Genomic DNA, 24184 nt, shown 5'->3' with positions numbered 1-24184 from the left:
ACGCGCTGAATGCGCGGCCTGGGCGGGTAGACTGTGGCTCTTGCTCCCATGAATCCCGGTTGCCCGATGTCCGCCAAATTCCGCTGGTTGCCCCTGTTGTGCCTGGCCCTGGCGGGCTGCAGTCAGTTGGAGAATCCGGGCAATGTGACCGCTGCCGACAAGGCGGCGCGGGCGCCGGCCAGTGATGGCGAGAACATGGTGTCGATCAATGCGGCTGACGCACCGCCACCGCCGGCGCCGCCGCGCAGCCGGGCGGATCGGCCTTGGCCGCAGGCGCAGTTGGAGAATGGCCGCGCCTGGGTCAGCTGCAGTACCGAGTACGCCGGTGAGGCGGGCGATGGCGTCGAGCTGGAGGGCCTGCAGCGCGAGCAGATTGCCCAGGCCCTGGCGCCGTGTGCCGAGCGTGGCCTGATGCGTGTGCGTTACGCCGGCAAGATCAATCCGGGCTTCGCCGAAATGATGTGGCGACTTGCCGTGGTCGCCGATGAACAGAAGATCCACAAGCGCATCCTTGATCTGGACTCCAGCGGCGGCCAGGTGGAATCGGCGATCGTCGCCGGTGACAGCATCGGTGAATCGGGCTGGACCATCTGGGTGCGCGAAGGCTCGATCTGCCACAGCGCCTGCGTGTTCGTGCTGGCCGCCGGTGACAACCGGCTGCTGTCGGGCAAGGTCGGCATCCACCGCATGATGCGCATCAGTTCCAAGGCCACCTCGCGCGCCGAGCTCAACCGCGAGCTGCACGAGGTCTACGACAACGTGAAGGACTATCTGCAGCGCAACGGCGTGGCGGTGGGCGTGGCCGACCTGATGATGACGGTGCCCAACCGCAGCCTGCGCCTGCTGACGCCGGACGAACTACGCCAGTACGGTCTGGACGGCACCAACGCGGTGCAGGACGACCTGGAGCGGATCAAGCAGATGCGTGCCTGTGGTGACGACTTCGTGCAGCGCAAGGACGCGTTCCTGATCGCCTTCGACCAGCAGTGCAAGCACGAAGGCGCCGACATGGAATCGATCAACAGCTGCGGCCAGGCGTTGAAGCAGCGCTTCGGCTTCCCCGATGCGGTGTGCCCGGAAGAAAGCCCGCTGTCGGAGATCGATGTGGCAACGCTGCCGCCTGTGCCTTCGGAGCCACCGCCGGTGGCCGAACAGGCGCCAGCAGACGCCGGCACGCCTGCCGCGCAGGCCGATGCCGCAGCGGTGGAAGGCAGCGCCCACGCGCGCTGACGAACAGCTCACCGCGCTGGCGTAGACTGCGGTTCTTTCCCGAGAACCGGCGGTGTCCATGAAGCGCGTGCTCCTGCTGCTGTCCCTGCTGCCCCTGACCGCATTGGCGCAGGCACCCGCGCCGGCCACGCCTGCACCGGCACCCGCGCGCCCCGCACCGGCATCGCCGGCGGCTGCGAAACCGGCCACGGCCGGCGCTCCGGCGTTGACTGCCGCGCAGCAGGCGCAGGTGCAGAAGCAGGATGCGGAAATGGGCGCGGCCGCAGTGAAGGCGGCGCAGCTGGTCGATGCCAACCGCGCAGGCGAGTTGTGGGATGGCGCTTCGGCCGTCGCGCGCCGTGCAGTACCGAAGGCCGCCTTCGTCAGTCAGTTGACTGCCGAGCGCACGCGCCTGGGCGCGCTGGCCGGGCGTGGCCAGCCGACCATCACCCGGGTCAAGTACAGCGCCGGTGCCGCGGTGCCGGAGGGGCTGTACATCAACGTCAGCTTCCCGACCCGTTTCGCCAACAGCGCGCAGCCGGTACGCGAGCTCGTCTCGTTCCGTTTCGACGAGGACCAGGTGTGGCGCCTGGCCGGTTACAGCCTGCGTGCGTCGGCACCCTGAGGAGATGATCGATGGCAACTGAACTGACGATGCTGGCCTGGTCGGTGCTGCTGGGCTTTGTCTACATCTTCGCTACCTCCACCGTGGTCACCCGCGAGCGCGGGATGAAGTGGAATGCCTCGGCGCGTGATGGCGAAGCCAGGCCACTCAGCCCGCTGGCCGGTCGCCTGCAGCGGGCCCAGGCCAACTTCCTGGAGACCTTCCCGTTCTTTGCCGCTGCTGCGATCGCAGTGGTGGTGGCCGGGCGCGGCAACGACACCACGGCGCTGGCGGCGCAGGCCTACTTCTGGGCGCGCGTGGTCTACCTGCCGCTGTATGCCGCGGGCGTGCCCTACGTGCGCAGCCTGGTCTGGGCAGTGTCGCTGCTGTCGATCCTGGCGCTGGTGTTCGCGTTGTTGTGATCCCGGCCTGATCCAGATCAAGGCCGGTCAGGTGCGCGGCGCTATGCTGGCGCGGACTGATCAACGGCAGGAGGCGCGCATGCGCAGGATGGACGTGGTGGTGGTCGGCGCCGGACCGGCGGGGCTGTGTTTCGCGCGTGCGCTGGCCGGTAGCGGCCTGCAGGTCGGGCTGGTCGAAGTTCAACCGCGCCAGGCCCTTGCCGAGGCCGCCTTCGATGGCCGTGAGATCGCGCTGACCCATGCCTCGCGGCAGAGCATGGAGCAGCTGGGGCTGTGGCAGCGCCTGCCGCAGGCCGAAGTCGCTGAACTGCGCGATGCCAAGGTGATGAACGGCGGCTCGCCGTTCGCGCTGACCTTCGCCAGCAGCCAGGTCGACGGCCAGCCGCTGGGCTGGCTGGTGCCCAACCATCTGATCCGCCGCGCGGCGTGGGATGCCGTGCAGGGGCAGGACGGCCTGGAACTGTTCGACGGGCGCAAGGTGCTGGGCGTGCAGGCCGATGCGCAGGGCCACGTGGTCACACTCGATGACGGCAGCCAACTGCACGCGCGCCTGCTGGTCGCCGCTGACAGCCGCTTCTCCGCCACCCGCCGCATGCTCGGCATCGGTGCGCAGATGCGCGACTTCGGCAAGTCGATGCTGGTGTGCCGCATGCAGGTCGAGCGCGACCATCACCACACTGCCTGGGAATGGTTCGGCTACGGCCGCACCATGGCGCTGCTGCCACTCAACGAGGGCCAGGCATCGGCGGTGATCACGCTGCCGCCGCGGCAGATCGAGGAGCTGCTGGCGATGGATGAGGTGGCCTTCGGTGAGGCCATCGGTGCCTGCTTCGAACACCGTCTTGGCCGCATGCAGCCGGTGGCGACGCCGCAGGCGTATCCGCTGGTCGGCGTCTATGCGCACCGTTTTGTCGGCGAGCGTTCGGCGCTGATCGGCGATGCCGCCGTCGGCATGCACCCGGTCACCGCGCATGGCTTCAACCTGGGACTGGCCAGCGCACAGCGGCTCGCACAGGGCATCGTCGCGCAGCAGCGACGTGGTGCCGACATTGCCGCGGCCGGCATGCTGGCCAGCTACCAGCGGGGTCACCGGCTGGCGTCGCGGCCGCTGTACGAGGCCACCAATGCCATCGCCAGCCTGTATACCGACGACCGCCGCCCGGCGCGGCTGCTGCGCGCGGCGGGCCTGCGTCTGGCACAGGGCGTGGCACCGTTCAGGCAGCTGATCGCCTCGCACCTGACCCAGCGCGTGGCCTGAACCGGTTCAGATCAGCCCGTTCAGATCAGCCGGCGGCCAGCACCCGGATCTGGCTGTCGGCGAACTCGACCACCTGGCCTGCGCGGATTTTGCAGGCCTTGCGCAGTTCGACTTCGCCGTCGACCCGCACCTGTCCGTCACCGATGACCATCTTGGCCTCGCCGCCACTGGTGACCAGGTCGGCCAGCTTGAGCAGCTGCTTGAGTTCGACGTAGTCACCGTCGAGGTCGAATTCGAGAATCTGCATGGAGCGGGGTTCCTGGGGAAGGGCGCAGCCAGCGGCCGGGCCGGTGAAGAGGGCGCGTATTGTGCGCCAGCTTGGGGCATGACGGTACGCGCACGGCAAGCTGTACGCCTTGTTCAGGATCAATGCGGTATGATTCCGCTCTGAGCGAGTGAAATCTCCTCCAACCGAGCAGCGCCAGGGCACGCGATAAGAAGGGCGCCCAAAGCGCGGACCATCACCTTTTTTATCGCACTGCCAGGAAGACGGCAGTGTCTTCGGAGTTCCCCATGTCCCAAGATTCCCAAGCGCCGCTGCAGTTCGCGCAGCTCGGCCTGTCCGAGCCCGTGATGCAGGCGGTCACCGCCATCGGCTACGAAACCCCGTCGCCGATCCAGGCCGCTACCATCCCGGCGATGCTGGAAGGTCGCGACGTGCTGGGCCAGGCCCAGACCGGCACCGGCAAGACCGCAGCGTTCGCGCTGCCGGTACTGTCCAACATCGATCTGCAGCAGATCAAGCCGCAGGCCCTGATCCTGGCGCCGACCCGCGAACTGGCCATCCAGGTTGCCGAGGCGTTCCAGTCCTATTCGTCGAAGATCCCGGGCTTCCGCGTGCTGCCGGTGTACGGCGGCCAGCCGTACGGCCAGCAGCTGTCGGCCCTGCGCCGCGGCGTGCACATCGTGGTCGGTACCCCCGGCCGCGTGATCGACCACCTGGACCGCAGCACCCTGGACCTGTCCGAGCTGAAGACGCTGGTGCTGGACGAAGCCGATGAAATGCTGCGCATGGGCTTCATCGACGACGTCGAAGCCGTGCTGAAGAAGCTGCCGGAGCAGCGCCAGGTGGCCCTGTTCTCGGCCACCATGCCGCCGCAGATCCGCCGCATCGCGCAGACCTACCTGCAGGACCCGGTGGAAGTGACCATCGCGGCCAAGACCACCACCTCGGCCAACATCCGCCAGCGTTACTGGTGGGTGAGCGGCATGCACAAGCTGGACGCGCTGACCCGCATCCTGGAAGTCGAGCCGTTCGACGCGATGATCATCTTCGCGCGCACCAAGGCCGGCACCGAGGAACTGGCCAGCAAGCTGCAGGCCCGTGGCCTGGCCGCTGCCGCGATCAACGGTGACATGCAGCAGGCCCAGCGTGAGCGCACCATCGCCATGCTGAAGGAAGGCAAGCTGGACATCCTGGTCGCCACCGACGTGGCTGCCCGCGGTCTGGACGTGGAGCGCATCAGCCACGTGCTGAACTACGACATCCCGTACGACACCGAAAGCTACGTGCACCGCATCGGCCGTACCGGTCGTGCCGGCCGCAGCGGCGAGGCGATCCTGTTCGCCACCCCGCGCGAGAAGGGCATGCTGCGCCAGATCGAGCGCGCCACCCGCCAGCCGATCGAAGAAATGCAGCTGCCGAGCGTGGAAGCGGTCAACGACACCCGCATCAACAAGTTCACCTCGCGCATCAGCGAAACCCTCGGCGCCGGTGGCCTGGACTTCTACCGCCAGCTGCTGGAGCGTTTCGAGAACGAGCAGAACGTGCCGGCCATCGAAGTGGCTGCCGCGCTGGCCAAGATGCTGCAGGGTGACACCCCGTTCCTGCTGCAGCCGCCGGTACGTGCCCCGCGTGAAGAGCGCGCACCGCGCGAACGCTTCGACCGTGGTGACCGCCCGGAACGTGGCGATCGCTTCGACCGCAACGAGCGTGGTCCGCGCTTCGAGCGTGGCCCGCGCCGCGACGACGCCGAAGGTGGCTTCGAGCAGCGTCCGCGCCGTGAGGTTCCGCCGCGTGGTGCGCCGGAGCAGGGCATGGAGACCTACCGCATTTCGGTCGGCCACCAGCACGGCGTGAAGCCGGCCAACATCGTTGGCGCCATTGCCAACGAAGCTGGCCTGGAAAGCCGCTTCATCGGCCGCATCGACATCCATGACGACTTCTCGCTGCTGGACCTGCCGGCACAGATGCCGCCGGACGTGCTGTCGCACCTGCAGAAGGTGTGGGTGTCCGGCCAGCAGCTGCAGATGCGTGCGCTGGCCCCGGGTGAAGACACCAACCCGGCCCCGCGTCCGTTCAAGCCGCGCTTCGACAAGCGTGGTCCGGGCGGCCCGGGTGGCCCGCGTCGCGGTGGCCCGGGCGGTCCGGGTGGCCACGGTGGCGACCGCGGAGGTGACCGCGACAGCCGCCCGCCGCGTCGTGACGGCTTCAAGCCGCGCGGCCCGCGCAGCTTCTAAGCCGCACCTGCGGTCCTGAACAACGCCAGCCTCCGGGCTGGCGTTGTCCGTTATGGGCCTGGAAAAGGGGACGGAGGGGATTAAGTCGTTTATGCCCGGCAGTGCGCTTATGCCGAAAACGACTTAATCCCCTCCGTCCCCTTTTCGCATGGCAAACACATTGCCGGTCATAGGCTGGGCCGGTTCCAAGGGAGGTTGTCACCGCAGCACATTCGGGGGGATCCGGGATGGGTAGAAGTGGCACGGACCAGCAGAGCCGGCGGGTGCCGATGACCCGTGGCCTGGGATTGCGCTTTGCGTTGTTGACGGGCATGGCGATCGGGTTGGTCGCGCTGTCCGCGTTGATCCAGGAACTGCAGGCGGCCTCGACGGCCTGGATCGCCGGCCAGGGCTACTGGTCGCGAGGGCAGCAGGATGCGACCGCTGCGCTGAGCCGCTACCTGGCGCGTGGCGATGCACAGGACCTGGATGACGCGCGCCAGGCCCTGCGGATTCCGTTGGGGGATCTGCAGGCCCGGCTGGCGCTGGAACAGGCGGTACCGGACGAGGAGAAGGCCCGGCAGGGTTTCCTGCAGGGCGGCAACGCGCGCGCCGATATTCCGCGCCTGGTGTTCTCGTTCCGCTACGCCCGTGACCTGGGAGCATTCCGCGAAGCCACTGCACTGTGGCGGCAGACCGATGGTGATCTGGAGGCTGTGCAGGCCCTGGTCGCCGAGCTGCAACGGAGGCATGCGGCAGGTGAACTGCCCGTGGCCGACCGCAATCGCTACCTGCAGCAGCTGCGGGATCTCGACCGCCGCCTGCAGGTGCAGGCCCAGGCGTTCTCGCAGGCGCTGCTGAGGATGGCCACCATGGTCCGGATCGCCACGCTGATGGTTGGCGGCCTGTCGGTGCTGGTGATCAGCCTGATGGCAGTGGCGCTGGCGCGTCGTGTCGGCAAGGATCTGACCGAGCACGAGAGCCGCTTCCGCGCGGCGTTCTACCAGGCCAATGTCGGCATGCTGAAGCTCGACACCGATGGCCGCGTGGTCGAGGCCAACCAGGCGATGGCGGATATCCTCGACTACCGGCGTGATGTGCTGCTGCAGATGCTGCTGGGTGACCTGCTGATGGAGGGGGAACTGGTCCTCGATGGTGTCGGCCGCATCGACTGGGACCGGCAGCTGCGGCCGAGCGAGCTGCGTTTCCGGCGGCGCGATGGCAGCCTCGTCTGGGGACGCTGGAGCGGTACCGCGGTTCGCAGCTCGGGCGGAGGATTGTCGGTGTTCGCGATCATCGAGGATGTCAGCCAGAACCATGCACTGGCGCGCGAGATCGAGCATCACGCCAGCCACGATCCGCTGACCGGCCTGATCAACCGCCGCGAGATCGAACGCCTGCTGGAACGCGCGCTGCTGCAGGTCCGGACCGACGGTGGTACGCATGCGCTGTGCTACATCAACCTGGACCACTTCAAGCTGGTCAACGACAGCTTCGGTCATGCCGCCGGCGACCAGATGCTGCGCGGTTTCGCCGACTATCTGGTGGCGGCGGTGCGTGATGGCGATTGGGTCGGCCGCCTGGGGGCCGATGAGTTCGCGGTGTTTCTCGCCCACGCCGGCCAGGATGAAGCCAAGCGGGTACTGCAGCGGGTGATCCGCAACCTGGGCCAGGCCACGTTCCCGATCAGCGAGGGCAGCCCGCAGTTGAGCTGCAGCATCGGCGTGGTCGAGGTCAGTGCCGAGGCGCCGGACGCGAACTGGTTGATGAGCGCCGCCGACAGCGCCTGCTATGCGGCCAAGCAGGCCGGTCGCAACCGTGTGCACTGCTTCAACGAGAACCGCATGGCGCTGGAGGAGCGGCGGCAGGAGGCCGAGCGTCTGCAGGGTGTCAGCCTGGCCATGGCGGAGAATCGCATGCTGCTGTACGCGCAGCGCATCGCCCGCGTGGGCGATCCGTCCTACCTGCATTACGAGGTGCTGGTGCGCATGCGTGGTACCGATGGCAGCCTGCATCTGCCCGGTCAGTTCATGCCGGCGGTGGAGCGATACGGCATGGCGGTGGCGCTGGATCGGCACGTGCTCGGGCTGTTGTTCCGCCACCTGCAGGTCTGCCCGGCACACGTGCGCCAGCTGGGCCTGTGCAACGTCAACGTTTCGGCGCAGTCGATCGCCGAGCCGGGATTCCTCGCCTTCGTCTGCGACCTGCTCGAGCGCAACCGCGCGCTGGCCTCGAAACTGTGTTTCGAGATCACCGAGACCGCGGCGATCAGCAACCTCAGCCAGGCACGCGCTTTCATCGATGCGGTCAAAGCGCGTGGCTGCCGGATGGCACTGGATGACTTCGGCTCCGGCCTGTCCTCGTTCGGCTATCTGCGCCAGCTGCCTGCGGACATCCTGAAGATCGACGGCACCTTCGTGCGTGACATGGACACCGACCCGGTCAGCCACGCCACGGTGCGGGCGATCAGCGAGCTCGGGCGGGAACTGCAGATGGAGGTGGTGGCCGAATGGGTGGAAACCGCCGAGGTGGCTGGCGCACTGACCCGGCTCGGCGTGCAGGGCCTGCAGGGCTACGCGATCGAGCGGCCGCAGCCGCTGGAACGGATGACCCTGAGTGACCTGAGGCCGGTCCGCCTGGTGGCGGTGAAGGGGCCTCCGGCCGCTGGCTGAACGGCGCACGGCGACTTTGGTCTACACATGCGTGGCGTGCCCGGCTGCGATAATGCGCGCCAGGGGCGACGCGCAGTGGGCGCGGACGTAAGCAGGAACAGGATGTGGCGTGGGCGTCAGGCAGTGGCGGTACGAAACAGGGGCGCTGCTGGTCGTCCTGCTGATGGGAGTGTTGCTTCCCGGTCTGGTGCACGCGCGCCTGGCCGAGGCCGGCCGGGATTTCCTGCTGGTTGGCGCACCGACGGACGAACCGACACCCCATCGTGGCTGTACGCCCGCGATGCTGGCCGGGCCGCGCGAGCAGGTAGAGGTACCGGCGCCGCCCGGGGGCTGGTCGGGGCAACCCCAGGCGCTGGATGTGTTCAACGTGTTCGCTGGCGAAGTCCGCGTACAGCATGGTGACCGCGAGATCTGCGGCAACATGCACGATGCGCGCACCCGTGATTCGCGCTTCCGCGCCGGCATCGGCCTGGTGGCGGTGCCAGCGGCAGGCAGCCATGAGCCGTTCCTGGTGTCGTGGCAGGCGCCGCTGAAAGCGCGCTGGGTGCCAACCTTGCGGCTGGGGGCGCCCAGTCCGGTCCAGCAGAACGATACCGCCCGCCTGCTGGTGCGCGCGGCCTGCATCGCGGTGGCGATCGCGCTGGCGCTGTCGGCATTGATGGCCTACCTGACCACCCGTGACCGCAGCTTCCTGGTCTACATCGGCGCGACGATCGTGGTGGTGGTGTGGCAGGCGGTTCTTGGCGGCTTGAGCGGCTACCCCGAACCGTGGCTGCCGGTGGGCGAGCGCGGCGCATGGTGGCTGCTGGCGCTGACCGCCGCGACCCAGGCACTGGTACTGCCCGCTCTGTGGCGCCTCAACGGCGGGGACCGCTTGCTGCCACGCTCGCGGCCGGCACAGCAGGCTGTGCTGTGGGGCCTGATGGGACTGGCCGCGCTGGTGCCGTGCCTGCGCTGGGACACCCTGGCGCTGGTCGCGCAGAGCCTGCAGCTGACCTTCATCCTCGGTTGCCTGTTGTCACTGGCCGCTGGCATGCGTGCCTGGTTGCGCGGTGACTGCTGGGCGTTGGCGGGCCTGGCGGCGCTGGTGCCACTGCTGGTGATGATCGCAGCCGATGCCAGCAGTGCGGGGTGGCTGCTGGAGTACCGGGTGGAAGCACTCCAGCTGTCGGTGACCTGGCTGCTGATGATGGCCGCCTATGCCATGAACCAGCGGTTGGGCCGGCTGCGCCAGCAGCGCGATGAACTGCGCCAGCTGGCCGAAACCGATGGCCTGACCGGGCTGCCCAACCGCCGGGCCGGCCTGCAGCAGCTGGCCCGTCACCTGGCACAGGTCGACCGTGAGCGTGGCCCGCTGGTGATCGGCTTCCTCGACATCGACCTGTTCAAGGACATCAACGACCGCCATGGCCACGCGGTGGGCGACCAGGTGCTGGTGGCGGTAGCGCGTGCCCTGCGCACGGCAGTCCGCAGCCAGGACGAAGTGGTGCGGATGGGCGGCGAGGAGTTCCTGCTGCTGATGCCGGGCATGCCGCGCGAGGCGGCGTCGGCGCGCCTGGACCGCCTGCGCCAGCGCATCACCGAAGCCGGCCAGGCCCTGCAGGTGCCGGGCCTGGAAGTGACCGCCAGCATCGGACTGGCGCAGTGGCGGCCGGGTGAGGATGACCTGGCCGCGCTGCTGCGGCGGGCCGACCATGCCATGTACGTGGCCAAGCGGGCGGGTCGCAACCGGGTGTTCGACGGCGAAGAGCTCGATCCGCCGGCCCCGGCATGAAGCGCAGCGGGCGGCGATGCCGGATAATGGACCGATGACCACCCGACTCAACAAACATATCGCCGACACCGGCTTCTGCTCCCGCCGCGAGGCCGATCGCCTGATCGCCGCCCGCCGCGTCACCGTCAACGGCCACGCGGCCGGCACCGGTGCGGTGGTGGGCGAGGAAGACCAGGTGCTGGTCGACGGCCAGCCGCTGCGCGCGCGCGTGGCACGCAAGCCCGGCGCCCGCCGCCACGTCTACATCGCGCTGAACAAGCCGGTGGGCGTCACCTGCACCACCGAAACCTCGGTCAAGGGCAACATCGTCGACTTCGTCGGCCACGAACAGCGCATCTTCCCGATCGGGCGCCTGGACAAGGAGTCCGAGGGACTGATCCTGATGACCAGCAACGGCGACATCGTCAACCAGATCCTGCGTGCCGAGAACGGCCACCAGAAGGAGTACCTGGTGGCGGTGAACAAGCCGGTCACCGACGAGTTCCTGCGTGGCATGGCGCGCGGCGTGCGCATCCACGACCAGATGACGCTGCCGTGCAAGACCTCGCGCATCGCCAAGTTCGGATTCCGCATCACCCTGCAGCAGGGACTGAACCGGCAGATCCGCCTGATGGCCGCCGAATTCGGCTATCGCGTGACCCAGCTGCGCCGCGTGCGCATCGACAACATCAAGATCGGTGCGCTGAAGCCGGGCCAGTGGCGCAACCTGACCGAGCAGGAGCTGCAGGGCCTGCTGCCGAAGCAGCTGGACTGGTAACGCGCGGTAGCGCCGGCTGCTGGCCGGCTGCACCAGGCATCGAATGAGCGCGGGATGCCGGCCAGCGGCCGGCACTCCCCGTTGTGCGGATTGCGCACCGGCATCAGCTAGACTCCGCAGTGACCTGCCGGAACGTGACGCTGCATGATCAAGCCCGACAAGCCTGCCAACGAAGCCCTGCGGCTCGAGGCGCTGTACCGCTACCGGATCCTGGATTCGCAGCGTGAGAAATCCTTCGACGACCTGGTCGCGATCGCCAAGGCGGTCTGCGGTACCTCGATGGCGGCGGTGACCCTGATCGACGTCGAACGGCAGTGGTTCAAGTCGATCCAGGGCATCGACGCGGCGGAAAACCTGCGCAGCGAATCGATGTGTGGCCACGCCATCCTGCAACCGCAGGAAATCATGGTGGTGGAGGACGCGTTGCAGGACATCCGCTTCCACGATAATCCGGTAGTGACCGGCGACCCGCACATCCGCTTCTACGCCGGTGCGCCATTGATCAGTTCCGATGGACTGCCTCTGGGCACGCTGTGCGTGTTCGATGCACATCCGCAGCACCTGCCCAGCGACAAGGCCGAGGCACTGGCCGCACTGTCACGGCAGGTGATGCTGGTGATGGAGCTGCGCCGTTTCGCGCTCGACATCCAGAAGCACATGCTGGAACGCGATGACTACGAGCGCCTGCTGTCGGAGTACCAGGACGTGCTGCTGGCGCAGAATGCCGACCTGGCCGAGCAGAGCCGCACCGATGCGTTGACCGGCCTGCCCAACCGCCGCGCGATGGCGGCGGCGCTGGAAGAGGCTGTGGTGGAGATCGATGGGCAACCGGGCGTGGCCTGCGTGGCGCTGCTCGACATCGACCATTTCAAGCACATCAACGATTTCCAGGGGCATGCCACCGGCGACCGGGTGCTGGCCGAGCTGGGCGTGCTGCTGCGCTCGCATTTCGCTGGCCGTGGCATGGCGGCGCGTTATGGCGGCGAAGAGTTCGTGGCGGTGATGCCGGGCACCGATCTGCGCACGGCCGAACTGCAATGCGAATTCCTGCGCCTGGCCGTGGCGGATCTTCCGCTGGGTTTCCCGGTCACGATCAGCATCGGCGTTGCCCAGCATCACGCCGGTGAAAGCGTGGACGCGATGCTGGCGCGCGCCGACAAGGCGCTGTACCGGGCCAAGGGCAATGGTCGCAACCGGGTGGAACGGGCGGGCTGAGACACCGGCGACTCGCGCGCTGAACGCATGCGACGTGTGGATGATTCGATGCCGTTCCAGTAGATCCACGCCATGCGTGGATGCTCTTCCCGATTCACGTCGCGTCGCAGCTCCTGCAATCAGAACCGGCCAGCATGACGTCCCTGTTCCCACGGACACAACCATGCTGCAGACCCTGGCCATCGCCCACTATCGCTCGCTGCACGGGCTGATACTGCCGCTGCAGCAGTTGAATGTGGTGACCGGCGACAATGGCAGTGGCAAATCCAGCCTGTACCGCGCGCTGCGCCTGCTGGCGGAGACCGCGCAGGGCGGCGTCGCGGCGGTTCTGGCCCGCGAAGGTGGGCTCGGTTCGGCGCTGTGGGCGGGGCCGGAAAAAATGGACCGTCGGGTTGCTGCCGGCGAAATCCCCTTGCAGGGCGGCCCACGTCAGGAATCGGTGGGATTGAAGCTGGGCTTCACCACCGACGAGTTCGGCTATGCCATCGACCTGGGCTACCCACCGCCCAGCCGTTCGGCCTTCGCACTGGACCCGCAGATCAAGGCCGAGGCGATCTGGGCCGGGCCGTTCCTGCGCAGCGCCAACCTGCTGGTCGACCGACGTGGGGCAATGGTGCGGCAACGCCATGCGCGCGGCTGGGATCTGGTCGATGACCGGTTGTCGCTGTTCGACAGTCTGTTCACCCAGGTTGGCGATCCGCAGCGCATGCCGGAAACCATCGCCCTGCGCGAGTACATCCGTCGCTGGCGCTTCTACGACCATTTCCGCAGCGACGCCGATGCCCCGGCACGGCAACCGGCGATGGCCACGCGCACGCCGGTGCTGCATCACGACGGTCGCGATCTGGCGGCGGCCTGGGTGACCATCCTCGAGATCGGTGATCCGGGCGGACTGGCGCGCAGCGTGGAGGATGCGTTCCCGGGCGCCACGGTGGGGTTCGAGGAACTGGACGGTCGACTCGCCCTGCGCTTCCACCAGCCGGGGCTGCTGCGGCCGTTGTCGATGGCCGAGCTGTCCGACGGCACGCTGCGCTTCCTGCTGCTGGCCGCGGCACTGCACACGCCGCGCCCGCCGCCGCTGCTGGTGCTCAACGAACCGGAGACCAGTCTGCATCCGGACCTGCTGCCGGCGCTGGCGCGGCTGATCATCGCGGCCAGTGCGCGCAGCCAGGTGTGGGTGGTCTCACACGCCAGCCGACTGATCGCAGCACTGGAGCAGGCGCCCGGCTGTCATTCGCTGCATCTGCACAAGGAACAGGGCCGCACGCTGTTGAGCGGGCAGGGCCTGCTGGATGCCCCGGCATGGCACTGGCCGCAGCGCTGACAAGGCGATTCGCACCCTGCGCGGAGGCACTCAATCGGCGATGTTGCGCGCCTCGGCCGTGCCAAGAATTTCCGGATGCTGCACCGGCTTGCGGCGGTTCAACAACGGATGCAGGAACACCGCGCCGACGATGATCGCCACGCCCAGGTAGAACCACGGCGTGACCTCGTGCTGCTCGCGCAGCAGCACCACTGCCAGCACCACCGCGTAGACCGGTTCCAGGTTGGTCACCAGCTGCACGGTGTAGGCGCTCAGGTGGCGTAGCGCGACCAGGGCCAGGGCGAACGGCAGCAGCGTGCAGAACCCGGCCAGTACCAGTAGCAGGATGCCGTCGTGCAGGTCCGGAACCACCCATAGCGGGCTGGCCAGCGCCGGCAGCAGGTAGGGCATCAGTGGCGCCAGCAGGGTCAGGGTGAGGGTGCCGGCGCCCAGCTCCAGTGCGGTGACCGTAAGCGGATCGGCGTGGCTGACCATGCGCTTGTTGAGCGAGCCAAACACCGCCACCAGCAGCGCCGATATCGCGCCGATCAGTACACCCAGGCGCATGCCATCGGGCACGCCACCGACCACCAGTGCAACACCCGGCAGCACGGCCAGGCCGAAGGCGAGTTCACGCAGCTGGAACGGTCGCTTGGCTACCCACGGTTCGATGATCGAGGTGAATACCGGCGCCAGCGCGATGCAGGTGGCGGCCACCGAGGCGTTGGCCAGCTTCACCGCGCCGTAGAACGTCAGCCAGTGCAGGGCGACCAGCGCGCCGATGCCGGCGTAGCCCGCCACCAGGCGCAGTGGCAGGGTGCGCAATCCGCGCCAGACCCGCGGCAGCAGCGCCAGCATCGCCGTCACCAGCAGCATGCGCCACCACACCAGCGGCAGCGCCGGCAGGGTGATCAACTTGCCGAGGATGGCGGTGACGCCCCACAGCAGGACACAGAAGTGGATCTGCCACAGCGCTTTGCGGGTGTCGGGTGTGCTCATCCGCCTATTGTGAGGCAAGGCGATGACCGCAGCGCTATCCGCGTGAGGAATTGCTGGCCCCATCTACCCGCCGCTGCAGGGCCATCGCCGCCGCCGGGTTGCGTGCCTTGCCCGCACCAATGCACAGCAGGTAGACCTCGCGCGGCTCTGACGGTGCCGGCGCGGCCAGGCAGGGCAGGTCGTCCACCGGTTCGCCGCGTGACCAGTGGAGCGCGCGTTCGGCCCAGCGCTGCTGCACGGGTGCCGGCAGACCCTCGTTCAAGCGGGCCTGGCTGCGCTTGATCCGCGCGTAGACGAGGCTGGCACTGACATCGCCGTGTAGTGGCGCCTCGTCGCTGTCCTCGATCACCAGCGCCACGCCGTGTCGACGGGCGGCAGCAACCAGTGCCGGGCCATGTGCCTCGGCGTTGCGGACCTCCAGCGCATGCTGCAGCGTCACCCCTTCCAGTTGCTTCGGCAGCTGCGCCATCAGGGCACCCAATGCATCGGCATCGGCCGGATGGCGCGGATCGAACTGCCACAGCAACGGGCCGAGCCGGTCACCGAGTGCAATCGCCGCCTGCAGGAAGGGCGCGGCCGCTTCCACCGTGCTGGAGAGGTCGCGGCGCTGCACCAGGTACCGTGGCGCCTTCATCGAAAACTGGAAGCCTTCCGGCGTCTGTGCGGCCCACTGCGCGCACTGCGCCGCGGTGGGCGTGCGGTAGAAGGTGCCGTTGATTTCGATGCAACGCAGGGCACGGCTGGCATGGGCCAGTTCTTCACGCTGCGGCAGGCCAACCGGGTAGAAAACGCCGCCGCGCCATTCGGGAAACACCCAGCCACCAATGCCGCAGCGGATCTCCGCCTGCCGGGCGGTCGCGGTCACTGGCCGTGGTCCGCGCGCCACGGGTCGTAGCTGCCGAACCACCACAGATAGCCTTCCGGGTCGGCGCAGGCGTAGCCGCGTCCGCCATAGTCCTGGTCGGCGATGTCGATGACAATGCGGGCACCGGCGGCCTTGGCCCGTGCATAGTGCGCATCGGCATCGGTGACGATCACGCAGGCGTTCTGGGTCTGGCGGCCGCCGACCTCATCAGGCATCGCCGCATGCTGGTTCCACTCGCTTTCCTTGTCGGCCGAGCCGAGCATGATCATGCCGGTGCCGAAGGTCAGTTGTGCATGGAACACCGTATCGCCATCGGCGTAGACAGCCTGGGCATGGAAGCCGAAGGCGCGCTGCAGCCAGTCGATGGCGGCCTGCGCGTCGCGATAGCGCAGGCATGGAATGATGGTGGAGCCGTTGCTCGGTTGGCCGTTCCCGCCCATGACACCCCTCCTATGGCACAGGGCAGGGTGCGCCGCAGACCGTTACCATCGCGCGAAACCCCGGTGACGGCCTGCACATGGCCGCCACCCCTGTTCGGAGATCGTGCTGGATGAAACCCTGGATTGGAGGAGCCGTGCTGCTGGCGTGCACGACCATGGCGAGTGCTGCCACCCCGGCGCAGCTGCAGGACCTGGATGCGACCGTCGAGCGCGTGCGCGCGCAGTTCGACGTGCCCGGCATTGCCGTGGCAGTGGTCAAGGATGGCGAGGTGGTGCTGGAACGCGGCTGGGGCGTGCGCGAGCAGGGCAAGCCGGAACCGGTGCAGGCCGATACGCTGTTCGCCATTGCTTCCAACACCAAGGCGTTCACCGCCACCTCGCTGAACCTGCTGGCCGAGGACGGCAAACTGAAGATGGACGACAAGGTGATCGACCACCTGCCGTCGTTCCGCATGTCCGATCCGTTCGTGACCGGGCAGATGACGATCCGCGACCTGCTGTCGCATCGCAGCGGGCTGAGCCTGGGCGCAGGTGACCTGCTGTTCTGGCCGACCACCTCCTACAGCAATGCCGAAGTGGTGGAGCGGCTGGGCAAGGTGCCGCTGAAGGGCGGTTTCCGCGAGAGCTATGCGTACGACAACATCCTGTACGCGGTTGCCCAGCAGGTGATCGAGCATGTCTCCGGCATGAGCTACCGGCAGTTCCTGCAGACCCGCATCTTCGACAAGGTGGGCATGGCCGGCACACGCTACAACGCCGATCACCTGAAGCCGGGCGACAAGGCCGCGGTCGGCCACGCCAAGTACGATTTCAAGGACCTGCGTACCGTTGCACCGCTGACCTGGTCGAACAATGCCGGCGCCGGTGGCATCTATTCCAGCGCGCACGACATGGCGCGCTGGATGCAGGTGCAGCTGGACGAAGGCAAGCTGGCCGATGGCACCGCGCTGTTCAGCGACAAGAGCCAGCAGCAGATGTGGCGGATGATCACGCCGCAGTCGATTCCGGCGCCGAGCGTGCCGGAGCTGGCACCGGCCCGGGCCAACTTTGCCGGCTACGGCGAAGGCTGGAGCCTGAGCGACTACCGCGGCCAGAAACTGGTCTGGCATACCGGTGGCTGGCCGGGCATGGTCTCGCGTTTGACCCTGGTGCCAGGCGAGAAGCTGGGCGTGGTGGTGCTGACCAACCAGGAAGTAGGCGCGGCATTCAACGCGATCACCCTGAGCGTGCTTGATGCTTACCTGGGCGGTGAGAAGCACGACTGGGTGGACGCCTATGCCAAGGCCGTGGCCAAGGGCCAGGACAAGGCCGACGAGGCCTGGGCCAAGCACCAGAGCGCGCGCGACAAGGGCAGCAAGCCATCGCTGGCACTGGCCGGCTACACCGGCAAGTTCCGCGACCGCTGGTATGGCGACATGCAGGTCAGTGCCGAGGGCAAGGGCCTGCGCCTGCGCTTCATGAAGACCGCGCAGCTGAGCGGGCGCCTGGAGCATTGGCAGCATGACACCTTCATCGTGCGCTGGGACGACCGTTCGCTCAACGCCGACGCGTTCGTGAACTTCAGCCTGGATCCGGACGGCAAGGTGCGCGAGGTGCGCATGCAGTCGATCTCCGACCTGACCGATTTCAGCTTCGATTTCCAGGACCTGCTGTTCACCCCGGTGAAATGACGTCGCCGGGCGTGGCCCGGCGCTGCCGTTTGACGAATCCCATCGGTAGTGCCGGCCGCTGGCCGGCAACCTGATGATCCCCGGAAGCGTCGCGAGGGGGCCGGCCAGCGGCCGGCACTACCGGAACCGCGGTGATCATCGGCTGGCGTACACACGCGGCGTGGGATACTCCGCCGGCTATTGATGGCGAGGGAATGCGATGTTCCGTTGGTTTGAATCCCTGATCCCGGTGTTTCCGCCCGTGGACGGGCGCATGCCGCCGCGCAAGGTGCTGCCGTTCTACCTGCACTACCTGCGCCCGGTGTGGCCGGTGCTGCTGGCCACCCTGATCGCCGGCCTGCTGCTGGCGCTGGTGGAAGTGGCAATGTTCGATTACCTGGGCCGCATCGTCGACATGGTCGCCGAGCAGCCGGGGGGCGATTTCTTCAAGCGCCATGCCAATGAGCTGGGCTGGATGCTGTTCATCACGGTCATCGCGCGGCCGATCCTGGTCGGCCTGCACAACCTGCTGGTCAACCAGGCCATCGTGCCTGGCCTGAGCAACCGCTCGCGCTGGCTGATGCACAACTACGTGGTGCGGCAGAGCCTGAACTTCTTCCAGAACGACTTCGCCGGCAGCGTGGCCAACCGGGTGATGCAGACCGGTACCTCGCTGCGCGAATCGGCAGTGCAGATGGTCGACTCGCTCTGGTACATCGTGGTCTACACCGGCACCGCGCTGTACCTGTTCGCGCAGGCGGACTGGCGGCTGATGGTGCCGTTGATCCTGTGGCTGCTGGCCTATGCAGTGATCCTGGCCTACTTCGTTCCGCGCGCGAAGGAACGCGCATGGATCGCCTCCGAAGCGCGTTCCAAGGCGATGGGCCGCATCGTTGATGGCTACACCAACATTCCCACGTTGAAGCTGTTCGCCCATGGCGGACGCGAGCAGGCCTATGTGGCCGAGTCGATCCAGGAACTGGCGGTCAAGCACCGTGCGCAGACCCGCATCACCACCGGCATGGACCTGACCATCGCCATCGTCAACGGTTTCCTGATTGCCGGTACCTGTGGGCTCGCGCTGTGGCTGTGGAACGGTGGCCACATCACTGTTGGCGCGATCACGCTGGCGACCGGCCTGGTGATCCGCATCCACAACATGTCCGGCTGGATCATGTGGACCATCAACGGGATCTTCGAGGACATCGGTACGGTGCAGGACGGCATCACCACCATCGCCCAGCCGCTGACCGTGCAGGACCGCGAGGATGCGGTGCCGTTGCAGGTGACCCGTGGTGGCGTGCACTTCCAGGACATCCACTTCCACTACGGCAAGAAGGGCGGTGTGATTGCCGGCCTGGACCTGGTGGTGAAGCCGGGCGAGAAGATCGGCCTTGTCGGTCCTTCCGGTGCCGGCAAGTCGACCCTGGTCAACGTGCTGCTGCGCCTGTACGACCTGGAAAGCGGCCGCATCCTGATCGACGATCAGGACATCGCCCATGTCACCCAGGAGAGCCTGCGCCAGCAGATCGGCGTGGTCACCCAGGACACCTCGCTGCTGCATCGCTCGATCCGCGACAACCTGCTGTATGGCCGTCCCGATGCCACTGACGAGCAGCTGCATGCCGCCGTGGCCAAGGCGCGCGCCGCAGCCTTCATCGATACGCTGGTGGACGGGCAGGGCCGGCGTGGCTACGACGCGCACGTGGGCGAGCGCGGCGTGAAGCTGTCCGGTGGTCAGCGCCAGCGCATCGCCATCGCCCGCGTGCTGCTGAAGGACGCACCGATCCTGGTGCTGGATGAGGCGACCTCGGCACTGGACTCGGAAGTGGAAGCGGCGATCCAGGACAGCCTGGACCAGCTGATGGGCGGCAAGACGGTGATCGCGATCGCGCACCGGCTGTCGACCATCGCACGCATGGACCGGCTGGTGGTGATGGACCAGGGCCGCATCGTCGAGACCGGCACCCACGCCGAGCTGATTGCGGCCGGTGGCCTGTATGCGCGGTTGTGGGCGCGGCAGACCGGTGGTTTTGTGGCTGCAGACCAGTAGACCCACGCCATGCGTGGATGCATTCCTTGGGGTCGGAGGCCCGCATGATTCGTTCTCTACGCCCCCTGCTGCTGGCGCTGGCGCTGGTGCTGGTCGCCACAGCCGCAGCTGCTGCATCGCCATCAGTGCAAGGCGAAGCCCTCGAGCAGGTCATCCTTCTCAGCCGCCACAACCTGCGCGCACCGGTGGTGGCATCGGGCGCGTTGGCCAATGCGACTCCGGAGCGCTGGCCGAGCTGGGACGTAGGCGCCGGCGAGCTGACCAACAAGGGCGGCGTGCTGGAGGTCTACATGGGCCGTTACATCGGCCAGTGGCTGCGGCAGGCAAAGTTGCTGCCGGCAACGGGCTGCCCGCAGCCGGCTGACTTCCACGCCCATGCCAACAGCCTGCAGCGTACCCAGGCCACCGCGCAGTTCTTCGTTGCCGGTGCGTTCCCGGGCTGCCACGTGACGGTGGAACAGCGCATGCCGCTGGGCACGATGGATCCGTTGTTCGATCCGGTGATCCACAACGGTGATGCGGCCTTCCGCGAACGCGCGTTGTCGGCGATGCAACAGGCGCAGGCCGCATCGGATCTGGCACCGGCGTTGGCGGCGGTGGAGGCGATCACCCGCTACCCGCAGTCGGCTGCGTGCGCAGGCCGCAGCGAATGCCACCTGACGCCGGCCGATTCCATTTTCAGCGCAGAGCCGGGCAAAGAACCGCGTACTTCCGGTTCGCTGGCCCTGGCCAGCGGGTTGGTCGATGCCTTGTTGATGGAGCACTACCAGGGAAGTGGCATCCCCCGCGAAGGGTGGGGCCGATTGAACACGGAGGCCAAATGGCAGGCGCTGGCGCAGATCCGCAACCGCTACCAGGACATCCTGTTCGGAACACCCGAGGTGGCGCGGGACGTGGCCGCGCCGCTTTTGGCAAGAATAAACGGGCTGTTCGAAGATCCGGCGTCACCGAAGGTGAGCCTGCTGGTCGGCCACGATTCCAACATCGGTTCCGTGCTGGCGGCGCTGGGAATCACGGACTACACGTTGCTGGGCCAGTATGAGAAGACACCGATCGGCGGCCTGCTGCAGTTCGAGCGCTGGCGCGACCGCCAAAGCGGTGGCGAGCGTTTCCGCCTGGCCTACGTCTACCCGACCACCGCGCAACTGCGAGATGCGCTGCCGTTGAGCGATGTACAGCCACCCGTTCGGGTGGAGCTCGCGCTTCCCGGGTGTGGGCAGAATGGATGCAGTGACGTGCAGTTCGAGCGCGTGCTGCATCGCGCGGTGAATTGAATGCCATCCACGCATGGCGTGGATCTACTGGCAGGCGGGTAGTAGATCCACGCCATGCGTGGATGGGTCCATCCCGGGACGCCGAACAGAAAACGGCCCGGGTTTCCCCGGGCCGTTCTGCTTCCGCTCACACCGGCGCGATCACTCGATCGGCTGGTCCAGCATCAGCTGGCGTGCGAAACGCACCGGCGGGGCGCCGTAGGACAGCATCTGGTCGTGATAGGCCTTGAGGTTGAACTTGTCACCCAGCTTGTCCTGCATCGCCTTGCGGGTGTCGAAGTGTTCCTGCGCACCGACGAAGTAGGTCGGCAGCTGTGCCGAGGTCAGCTGCGCGCGCACCCACTTGCCCGAGGCTTCGCTTTCCTGCTGGAAGGCGTCATGGGTCATCAGGTGCATCGCCTTTTCGCGATCCCAGTTGTCCACGTGCACGCCCTGGTCGAGGATCGCGTTGGAGATCGTGCGCAGGTAGAACTTCAGCTGCACCAGGCGGAACAGCGGGTCGTTGTTGAGGTAACCCTGCTCCTGCATCATGCGCTCGGTGTAGACCGCCCAGCCTTCGGCGAACAGGCCAGAACGCAGCACCGCACGCAGGGTGGAGGGGAACTTGGCCGAATGCCAACCTTCCAGGTAGTGGCCCGGAGTACCTTCGTGGATGCTCAGCAGGTGGATCATGCGCGAGTTGTACTCACGCAGGAACGAGTCGACCTGCTTGTCGTTCCAGTCGTCCGGAATCGGCGACACGGCGTAGAAGGTCTTCAGGTTCTTGTCCAGCGGGCCCGGCGAATCGCAGTAGGCCACGGCCACGCCACGCTGGAATTCCGGCATCAGGATGATGTCCACCGGCGCATCGGGCAGGGTCACCAGGTCGTGCTCGCGCACGAACGCGGTGGACTGCTCCAGCGCGGCCTTGGCGTCGTCGACCACCTTGTCGCGCGCCGGCTTGTCGGCGTAGGCCAGTTCCAATGCGGCCTCGATTGCCTTCTGCTGCTGCTCGTCGGTCGGCTGGGCCGGCATTTCCGGCGCGCCCGGCTTGTCCTTCAGCACGGTCTGCGCGATGCCGTACATGTCTTCGCGCACGCGCTTGAGTTCGGCGCGTGCTCGCTCACCGATCTCCTGGCGCGACAGCGACGAGTTCAGCGCGAATTTCAGCTTCTGGTCGTACTTTTCCGCACCGATGCGGAAGTCGCCCTTGGCGTTCGGCACCAGGGTCTTGTCCAGCCAGGTCTGCTGTTCGTCCACCGCCTTCTTCAGGCCATCGATGGCGGCCTGCAGGCGCTGCTGGTCGGCCTGCGGCAGTTCGCCGATGTGCGGGGTGATGAAGGTATCGACGATGCTGAGGATGCCCTTGTTCTGCTTGGCCACCGTCTCGGCATGGATCTTCGGCACGCGGGCCGGATCCAGGTTCTCGCGGGCCTGGGCGAAGATCGCCGGCAGCTTCTCCATGCGCGCGGTGGCCGACTTCAGGCGCTCGGGCAGCGGTGCGAACTCACGGGCCATCAGGCCGTAGATCGCGCTGCCGGCCACGCCGTTGTACAGCTGCGGGTCCCACTTGCCGGACTGCATGACCTCGGCATTCCAGATCTCGGACTGCAGCTGGTTGCGCAGGATCGCCGCGTCCACCTGGTTTTCGCGGCCCAGCTTGGCCACCTCGATCTTGTCCAGCTCGCCCAGCAGCGCCTTGTAGGCGGCCAGGGTCTTCTGCTGGCCGGCGGCGCTCAGGTCGTCGATCTCGCTGTCGTAGCGGTGGTCGCCGATCTGGGTGGCGCTGACCGGCGAGAGCTGCATCCAGGTGTCCAGGGCGCGCTTGGACAGGTCGGCGAAGGCGGCATCAACCGCCGCGTCACCGGCCTGCTGGTTGGCGGCCGGGGTGGAACCGTTGGTCGGGGCGTCGGCCGGCTGGCAACCGGCCAGGGCGGCGACCAGGGCGAGGGCAAGAAGATGCGGGCGCATCGGCGTTCCTGTACTGGGGTCAATTCCCGAGCATAGGCCTCCGGGGCTGCTTTGTCCCCGTGCCATAGGATTACCATGGGCACTGACAAGGACCCTCCAGCGGAGCACAGGACATGGAATACCAGGGAAGCTGCCATTGCGGCAGGATCGCATTCACCGTACAGGCCGAGGCGCCGATCAGCGACGTCATCGACTGCAACTGCTCGATGTGCCGCCGTCGCGGCAGCCTGCTGTGGTTTGCCCCGCGCGAGGCGTTTCAGCTGAGCACCAATCCGGCGGACGTGGCCACCTACCACTTCAACAAGGCCCACATCGATCATCACCACTGCCGCGAGTGCGGCGTTGCCCCCTACAGCGAAGCGGTGGATCCGCGCACCGGCACGCCGATGGTGGCGGTGAACGTGCGCTGCGTACCGCAGGTGGACCTGGCCACGCTGGCGGTGATGTCCTACGACGGAGCGGCACTGTGACGCCGCTGCGCGCGTGGACGCGTGTGGTGGCAATGTCGGTGCTGCTGCTGGCGCTGGCGGCCTGTGCCAAGAACGGCGAGAGGGCGCAGGAGGCGGGTGCGGCCGCTGCCGATGCTGCTGTCGCTTCGCCGGAAGGTGCGTTCCTGGCCTACGAGCATGACGTGCAGATCCAGCTGGAAGCGGCGCAGATCGCTGTGCGCATCCAGCAGGTGGCGCAGGCCTGCCAGAGTGCGAAGTTCGGTGATTGCGCGGTGCTGCAGGTCGACCAGCGCAGTGGCGAGCAGCCCAGCGGTGAGGTCAAGGTACGAATCGCGCCGAAGGGCACCGAGCCGTTGATCGCTCTGGCCGGTGAGGGGGGCACGCTGCAGTCGCGCAATACGCGCGCCGAGGACCTGGCGCAGGAGGTAGCAGACACCGCACTGACCAAGGCGCGGCTGGAGAAGGAACATGCGCGGCTGCTGTCCTACCAGGACCGCAAGGACCTGAAGATCGAGGACCTGATGGCGATCACCACGCGCCTGTCGGAGATCGAAGCGGGCGTCGAACAGGCCAACAAGGATTCGGCGCAGCAACGCCGGCGCATCGATACCCAGCTGGTCACGATGCACTTCGATACCACCTCGGGCCAGCGCAGCCGCAGCGAGATTGGCGAGGCGCTGAGCGAATCGGGCAGCATCCTCAGTACCAGCGTTGCGTTCCTGATCCGCGCCGCGGCCGCGCTGCTGCCGGTGGCGGTGCTGGCCCTGATCGCGGCCTGGGGTGTGCGGGCGTGGTGGCGTCGCCGCCGCCGCAGGCTGCCGCCCAGCCTCTGAGGTGAAGGTTGATGCCGGC

Annotated in this window: 20 protein-coding genes; 15 read left to right on the top strand and 5 right to left on the bottom strand. The window is 67.4% G+C overall.

The annotated features are described in order from the left end of the window. Nucleotides 1-66 precede the first annotated feature (66 nt). The 4 genes from V3B64_RS20215 to ubiM all read left to right on the top strand — a co-directional run bounded on the left by V3B64_RS20215 (nucleotide 67) and on the right by ubiM (nucleotide 3493). Nucleotides 67-1230 (top strand): hypothetical protein, encoded by a 1164-nt coding sequence (locus tag V3B64_RS20215; RefSeq protein WP_329914814.1) that lies wholly within the window; start codon nucleotides 67-69, stop codon nucleotides 1228-1230. A gap of 58 nt (nucleotides 1231-1288) precedes the next feature. Then, nucleotides 1289-1834 (top strand): DUF4019 domain-containing protein, encoded by a 546-nt coding sequence (locus V3B64_RS20210; protein WP_032128358.1) that lies wholly within the window; start codon nucleotides 1289-1291, stop codon nucleotides 1832-1834. A gap of 11 nt (nucleotides 1835-1845) precedes the next feature. Further along, a complete protein-coding gene (locus tag V3B64_RS20205) occupies nucleotides 1846-2235 on the top strand; it encodes an MAPEG family protein (protein ID WP_032128357.1) in 390 nt (129 codons plus the stop codon). A 79-nt stretch (nucleotides 2236-2314) separates the two neighbouring features. Then, nucleotides 2315-3493: a 5-demethoxyubiquinol-8 5-hydroxylase UbiM gene (gene ubiM / locus V3B64_RS20200; protein ID WP_329914813.1), complete on the top strand. Its 1179-nt coding sequence runs from the start codon at nucleotides 2315-2317 to the stop codon at nucleotides 3491-3493. A gap of 25 nt (nucleotides 3494-3518) precedes the next feature. On the opposite strand, the gene V3B64_RS20195 is transcribed toward ubiM, so the two are convergent. Next, nucleotides 3519-3740, bottom strand: coding sequence for an RNA-binding S4 domain-containing protein (locus V3B64_RS20195; protein ID WP_010486399.1), 222 nt, complete (start codon nucleotides 3738-3740; stop codon nucleotides 3519-3521). Nucleotides 3741-4006: 266 nt separating this feature from the next. Between V3B64_RS20195 and V3B64_RS20190 the strand changes: the two genes are divergently transcribed. From V3B64_RS20190 to V3B64_RS20165, 6 genes are all read left to right on the top strand, one after another. After that, nucleotides 4007-5953 carry a DEAD/DEAH box helicase gene (locus V3B64_RS20190; protein ID WP_032128355.1) on the top strand — a complete coding sequence of 649 codons (1947 nt, stop codon included), beginning with the start codon at nucleotides 4007-4009 and terminating at the stop codon, nucleotides 5951-5953. A 227-nt stretch (nucleotides 5954-6180) separates the two neighbouring features. Continuing rightward, a complete protein-coding gene (locus V3B64_RS20185) occupies nucleotides 6181-8604 on the top strand; it encodes an EAL domain-containing protein (protein ID WP_049424576.1) in 2424 nt (807 codons plus the stop codon). Between the two features lie 109 nt (nucleotides 8605-8713). Beyond that, nucleotides 8714-10378, top strand: coding sequence for a sensor domain-containing diguanylate cyclase (locus tag V3B64_RS20180; RefSeq protein WP_121503862.1), 1665 nt, complete (start codon nucleotides 8714-8716; stop codon nucleotides 10376-10378). A 34-nt stretch (nucleotides 10379-10412) separates the two neighbouring features. After that, nucleotides 10413-11135: a pseudouridine synthase gene (locus tag V3B64_RS20175; protein WP_049424580.1), complete on the top strand. Its 723-nt coding sequence runs from the start codon at nucleotides 10413-10415 to the stop codon at nucleotides 11133-11135. Between the two features lie 144 nt (nucleotides 11136-11279). Beyond that, nucleotides 11280-12350: a sensor domain-containing diguanylate cyclase gene (locus V3B64_RS20170; protein ID WP_329914812.1), complete on the top strand. Its 1071-nt coding sequence runs from the start codon at nucleotides 11280-11282 to the stop codon at nucleotides 12348-12350. Nucleotides 12351-12513: 163 nt separating this feature from the next. Further along, entirely contained in the window at nucleotides 12514-13674 is a 1161-nt protein-coding gene (locus V3B64_RS20165) for an AAA family ATPase (protein ID WP_329914811.1), read from the top strand. Between the two features lie 30 nt (nucleotides 13675-13704). On the opposite strand, the gene V3B64_RS20160 is transcribed toward V3B64_RS20165, so the two are convergent. The 3 genes from V3B64_RS20160 to V3B64_RS20150 are packed head-to-tail and all read right to left on the bottom strand — an operon-like array spanning nucleotide 13705 to nucleotide 15957. Then, the gene (locus V3B64_RS20160) at nucleotides 13705-14652 is read right to left on the bottom strand and encodes a DMT family transporter (protein ID WP_032128349.1); all 948 of its coding nucleotides are present in this window, start codon (nucleotides 14650-14652) and stop codon (nucleotides 13705-13707) included. A 34-nt stretch (nucleotides 14653-14686) separates the two neighbouring features. Beyond that, complete coding sequence (locus tag V3B64_RS20155) at nucleotides 14687-15517, bottom strand: DUF72 domain-containing protein (protein ID WP_329914809.1); 831 nt, start codon at nucleotides 15515-15517, stop codon at nucleotides 14687-14689. Continuing rightward, nucleotides 15514-15957 carry a VOC family protein gene (locus tag V3B64_RS20150; protein ID WP_032128347.1) on the bottom strand — a complete coding sequence of 148 codons (444 nt, stop codon included), beginning with the start codon at nucleotides 15955-15957 and terminating at the stop codon, nucleotides 15514-15516. The genes V3B64_RS20155 and V3B64_RS20150 overlap by 4 nt, the downstream gene beginning before the upstream one ends. Before the next feature lie 110 nt (nucleotides 15958-16067). On the opposite strand from V3B64_RS20150, the gene V3B64_RS20145 reads away from it, so the two are divergent. From V3B64_RS20145 to agp, 3 genes are all read left to right on the top strand, one after another. Continuing rightward, a complete protein-coding gene (locus tag V3B64_RS20145; protein WP_329914808.1) occupies nucleotides 16068-17627 on the top strand; it encodes a serine hydrolase in 1560 nt (519 codons plus the stop codon). A 199-nt stretch (nucleotides 17628-17826) separates the two neighbouring features. Further along, nucleotides 17827-19659, top strand: coding sequence for a multidrug efflux ABC transporter SmrA (smrA, locus tag V3B64_RS20140; protein ID WP_329893074.1), 1833 nt, complete (start codon nucleotides 17827-17829; stop codon nucleotides 19657-19659). 44 nt (nucleotides 19660-19703) lie between these two features. After that, a complete protein-coding gene (gene agp / locus V3B64_RS20135; protein WP_329914806.1) occupies nucleotides 19704-20933 on the top strand; it encodes a bifunctional glucose-1-phosphatase/inositol phosphatase in 1230 nt (409 codons plus the stop codon). 141 nt (nucleotides 20934-21074) lie between these two features. Here the strand turns inward: agp and V3B64_RS20130 are convergent, their stop codons facing one another. Further along, on the bottom strand, nucleotides 21075-22883 hold the full coding sequence (locus tag V3B64_RS20130) for a DUF885 domain-containing protein (RefSeq protein WP_329914805.1): 1809 nt from the start codon (nucleotides 22881-22883) through the stop codon (nucleotides 21075-21077). A 113-nt stretch (nucleotides 22884-22996) separates the two neighbouring features. Between V3B64_RS20130 and V3B64_RS20125 the strand changes: the two genes are divergently transcribed. Both V3B64_RS20125 and V3B64_RS20120 read left to right on the top strand, forming a co-directional pair. After that, on the top strand, nucleotides 22997-23353 hold the full coding sequence (locus V3B64_RS20125) for a GFA family protein (RefSeq protein ID WP_046983156.1): 357 nt from the start codon (nucleotides 22997-22999) through the stop codon (nucleotides 23351-23353). A 32-nt stretch (nucleotides 23354-23385) separates the two neighbouring features. Next, nucleotides 23386-24165 (top strand): DUF4349 domain-containing protein, encoded by a 780-nt coding sequence (locus V3B64_RS20120; RefSeq protein WP_329914826.1) that lies wholly within the window; start codon nucleotides 23386-23388, stop codon nucleotides 24163-24165. Nucleotides 24166-24184 lie beyond the last annotated feature (19 nt).

The sequence above is a fragment of the Stenotrophomonas sp. SMYL86 genome (assembly GCF_036320025.1).
Taxonomy (GTDB): Bacteria; Pseudomonadota; Gammaproteobacteria; order Xanthomonadales; family Xanthomonadaceae; genus Stenotrophomonas; species Stenotrophomonas maltophilia_A.
This window is presented reverse-complemented; position numbering and strand designations above follow the sequence as displayed.

Coding starts and splice junctions, on each gene's coding strand:
- V3B64_RS20205 (WP_032128357.1), top strand. CDS start 1,846: ATGGCAACTGAACTGACGATGCTGGCCTGGTCGGTGCTGCTGGGCTTT.
- V3B64_RS20130 (WP_329914805.1), bottom strand. CDS start 22,883: ATGCGCCCGCATCTTCTTGCCCTCGCCCTGGTCGCCGCCCTGGCCGGT.
- V3B64_RS20190 (WP_032128355.1), top strand. CDS start 4,007: ATGTCCCAAGATTCCCAAGCGCCGCTGCAGTTCGCGCAGCTCGGCCTG.
- agp (WP_329914806.1), top strand. CDS start 19,704: ATGATTCGTTCTCTACGCCCCCTGCTGCTGGCGCTGGCGCTGGTGCTG.
- V3B64_RS20195 (WP_010486399.1), bottom strand. CDS start 3,740: ATGCAGATTCTCGAATTCGACCTCGACGGTGACTACGTCGAACTCAAG.
- V3B64_RS20120 (WP_329914826.1), top strand. CDS start 23,386: ATGTCGGTGCTGCTGCTGGCGCTGGCGGCCTGTGCCAAGAACGGCGAG.
- V3B64_RS20160 (WP_032128349.1), bottom strand. CDS start 14,652: ATGAGCACACCCGACACCCGCAAAGCGCTGTGGCAGATCCACTTCTGT.
- ubiM (WP_329914813.1), top strand. CDS start 2,315: ATGCGCAGGATGGACGTGGTGGTGGTCGGCGCCGGACCGGCGGGGCTG.
- V3B64_RS20170 (WP_329914812.1), top strand. CDS start 11,280: ATGATCAAGCCCGACAAGCCTGCCAACGAAGCCCTGCGGCTCGAGGCG.
- V3B64_RS20175 (WP_049424580.1), top strand. CDS start 10,413: ATGACCACCCGACTCAACAAACATATCGCCGACACCGGCTTCTGCTCC.
- V3B64_RS20165 (WP_329914811.1), top strand. CDS start 12,514: ATGCTGCAGACCCTGGCCATCGCCCACTATCGCTCGCTGCACGGGCTG.
- V3B64_RS20210 (WP_032128358.1), top strand. CDS start 1,289: ATGAAGCGCGTGCTCCTGCTGCTGTCCCTGCTGCCCCTGACCGCATTG.
- V3B64_RS20215 (WP_329914814.1), top strand. CDS start 67: ATGTCCGCCAAATTCCGCTGGTTGCCCCTGTTGTGCCTGGCCCTGGCG.
- V3B64_RS20125 (WP_046983156.1), top strand. CDS start 22,997: ATGGAATACCAGGGAAGCTGCCATTGCGGCAGGATCGCATTCACCGTA.
- smrA (WP_329893074.1), top strand. CDS start 17,827: ATGTTCCGTTGGTTTGAATCCCTGATCCCGGTGTTTCCGCCCGTGGAC.
- V3B64_RS20145 (WP_329914808.1), top strand. CDS start 16,068: ATGAAACCCTGGATTGGAGGAGCCGTGCTGCTGGCGTGCACGACCATG.
- V3B64_RS20150 (WP_032128347.1), bottom strand. CDS start 15,957: ATGGGCGGGAACGGCCAACCGAGCAACGGCTCCACCATCATTCCATGC.
- V3B64_RS20185 (WP_049424576.1), top strand. CDS start 6,181: ATGGGTAGAAGTGGCACGGACCAGCAGAGCCGGCGGGTGCCGATGACC.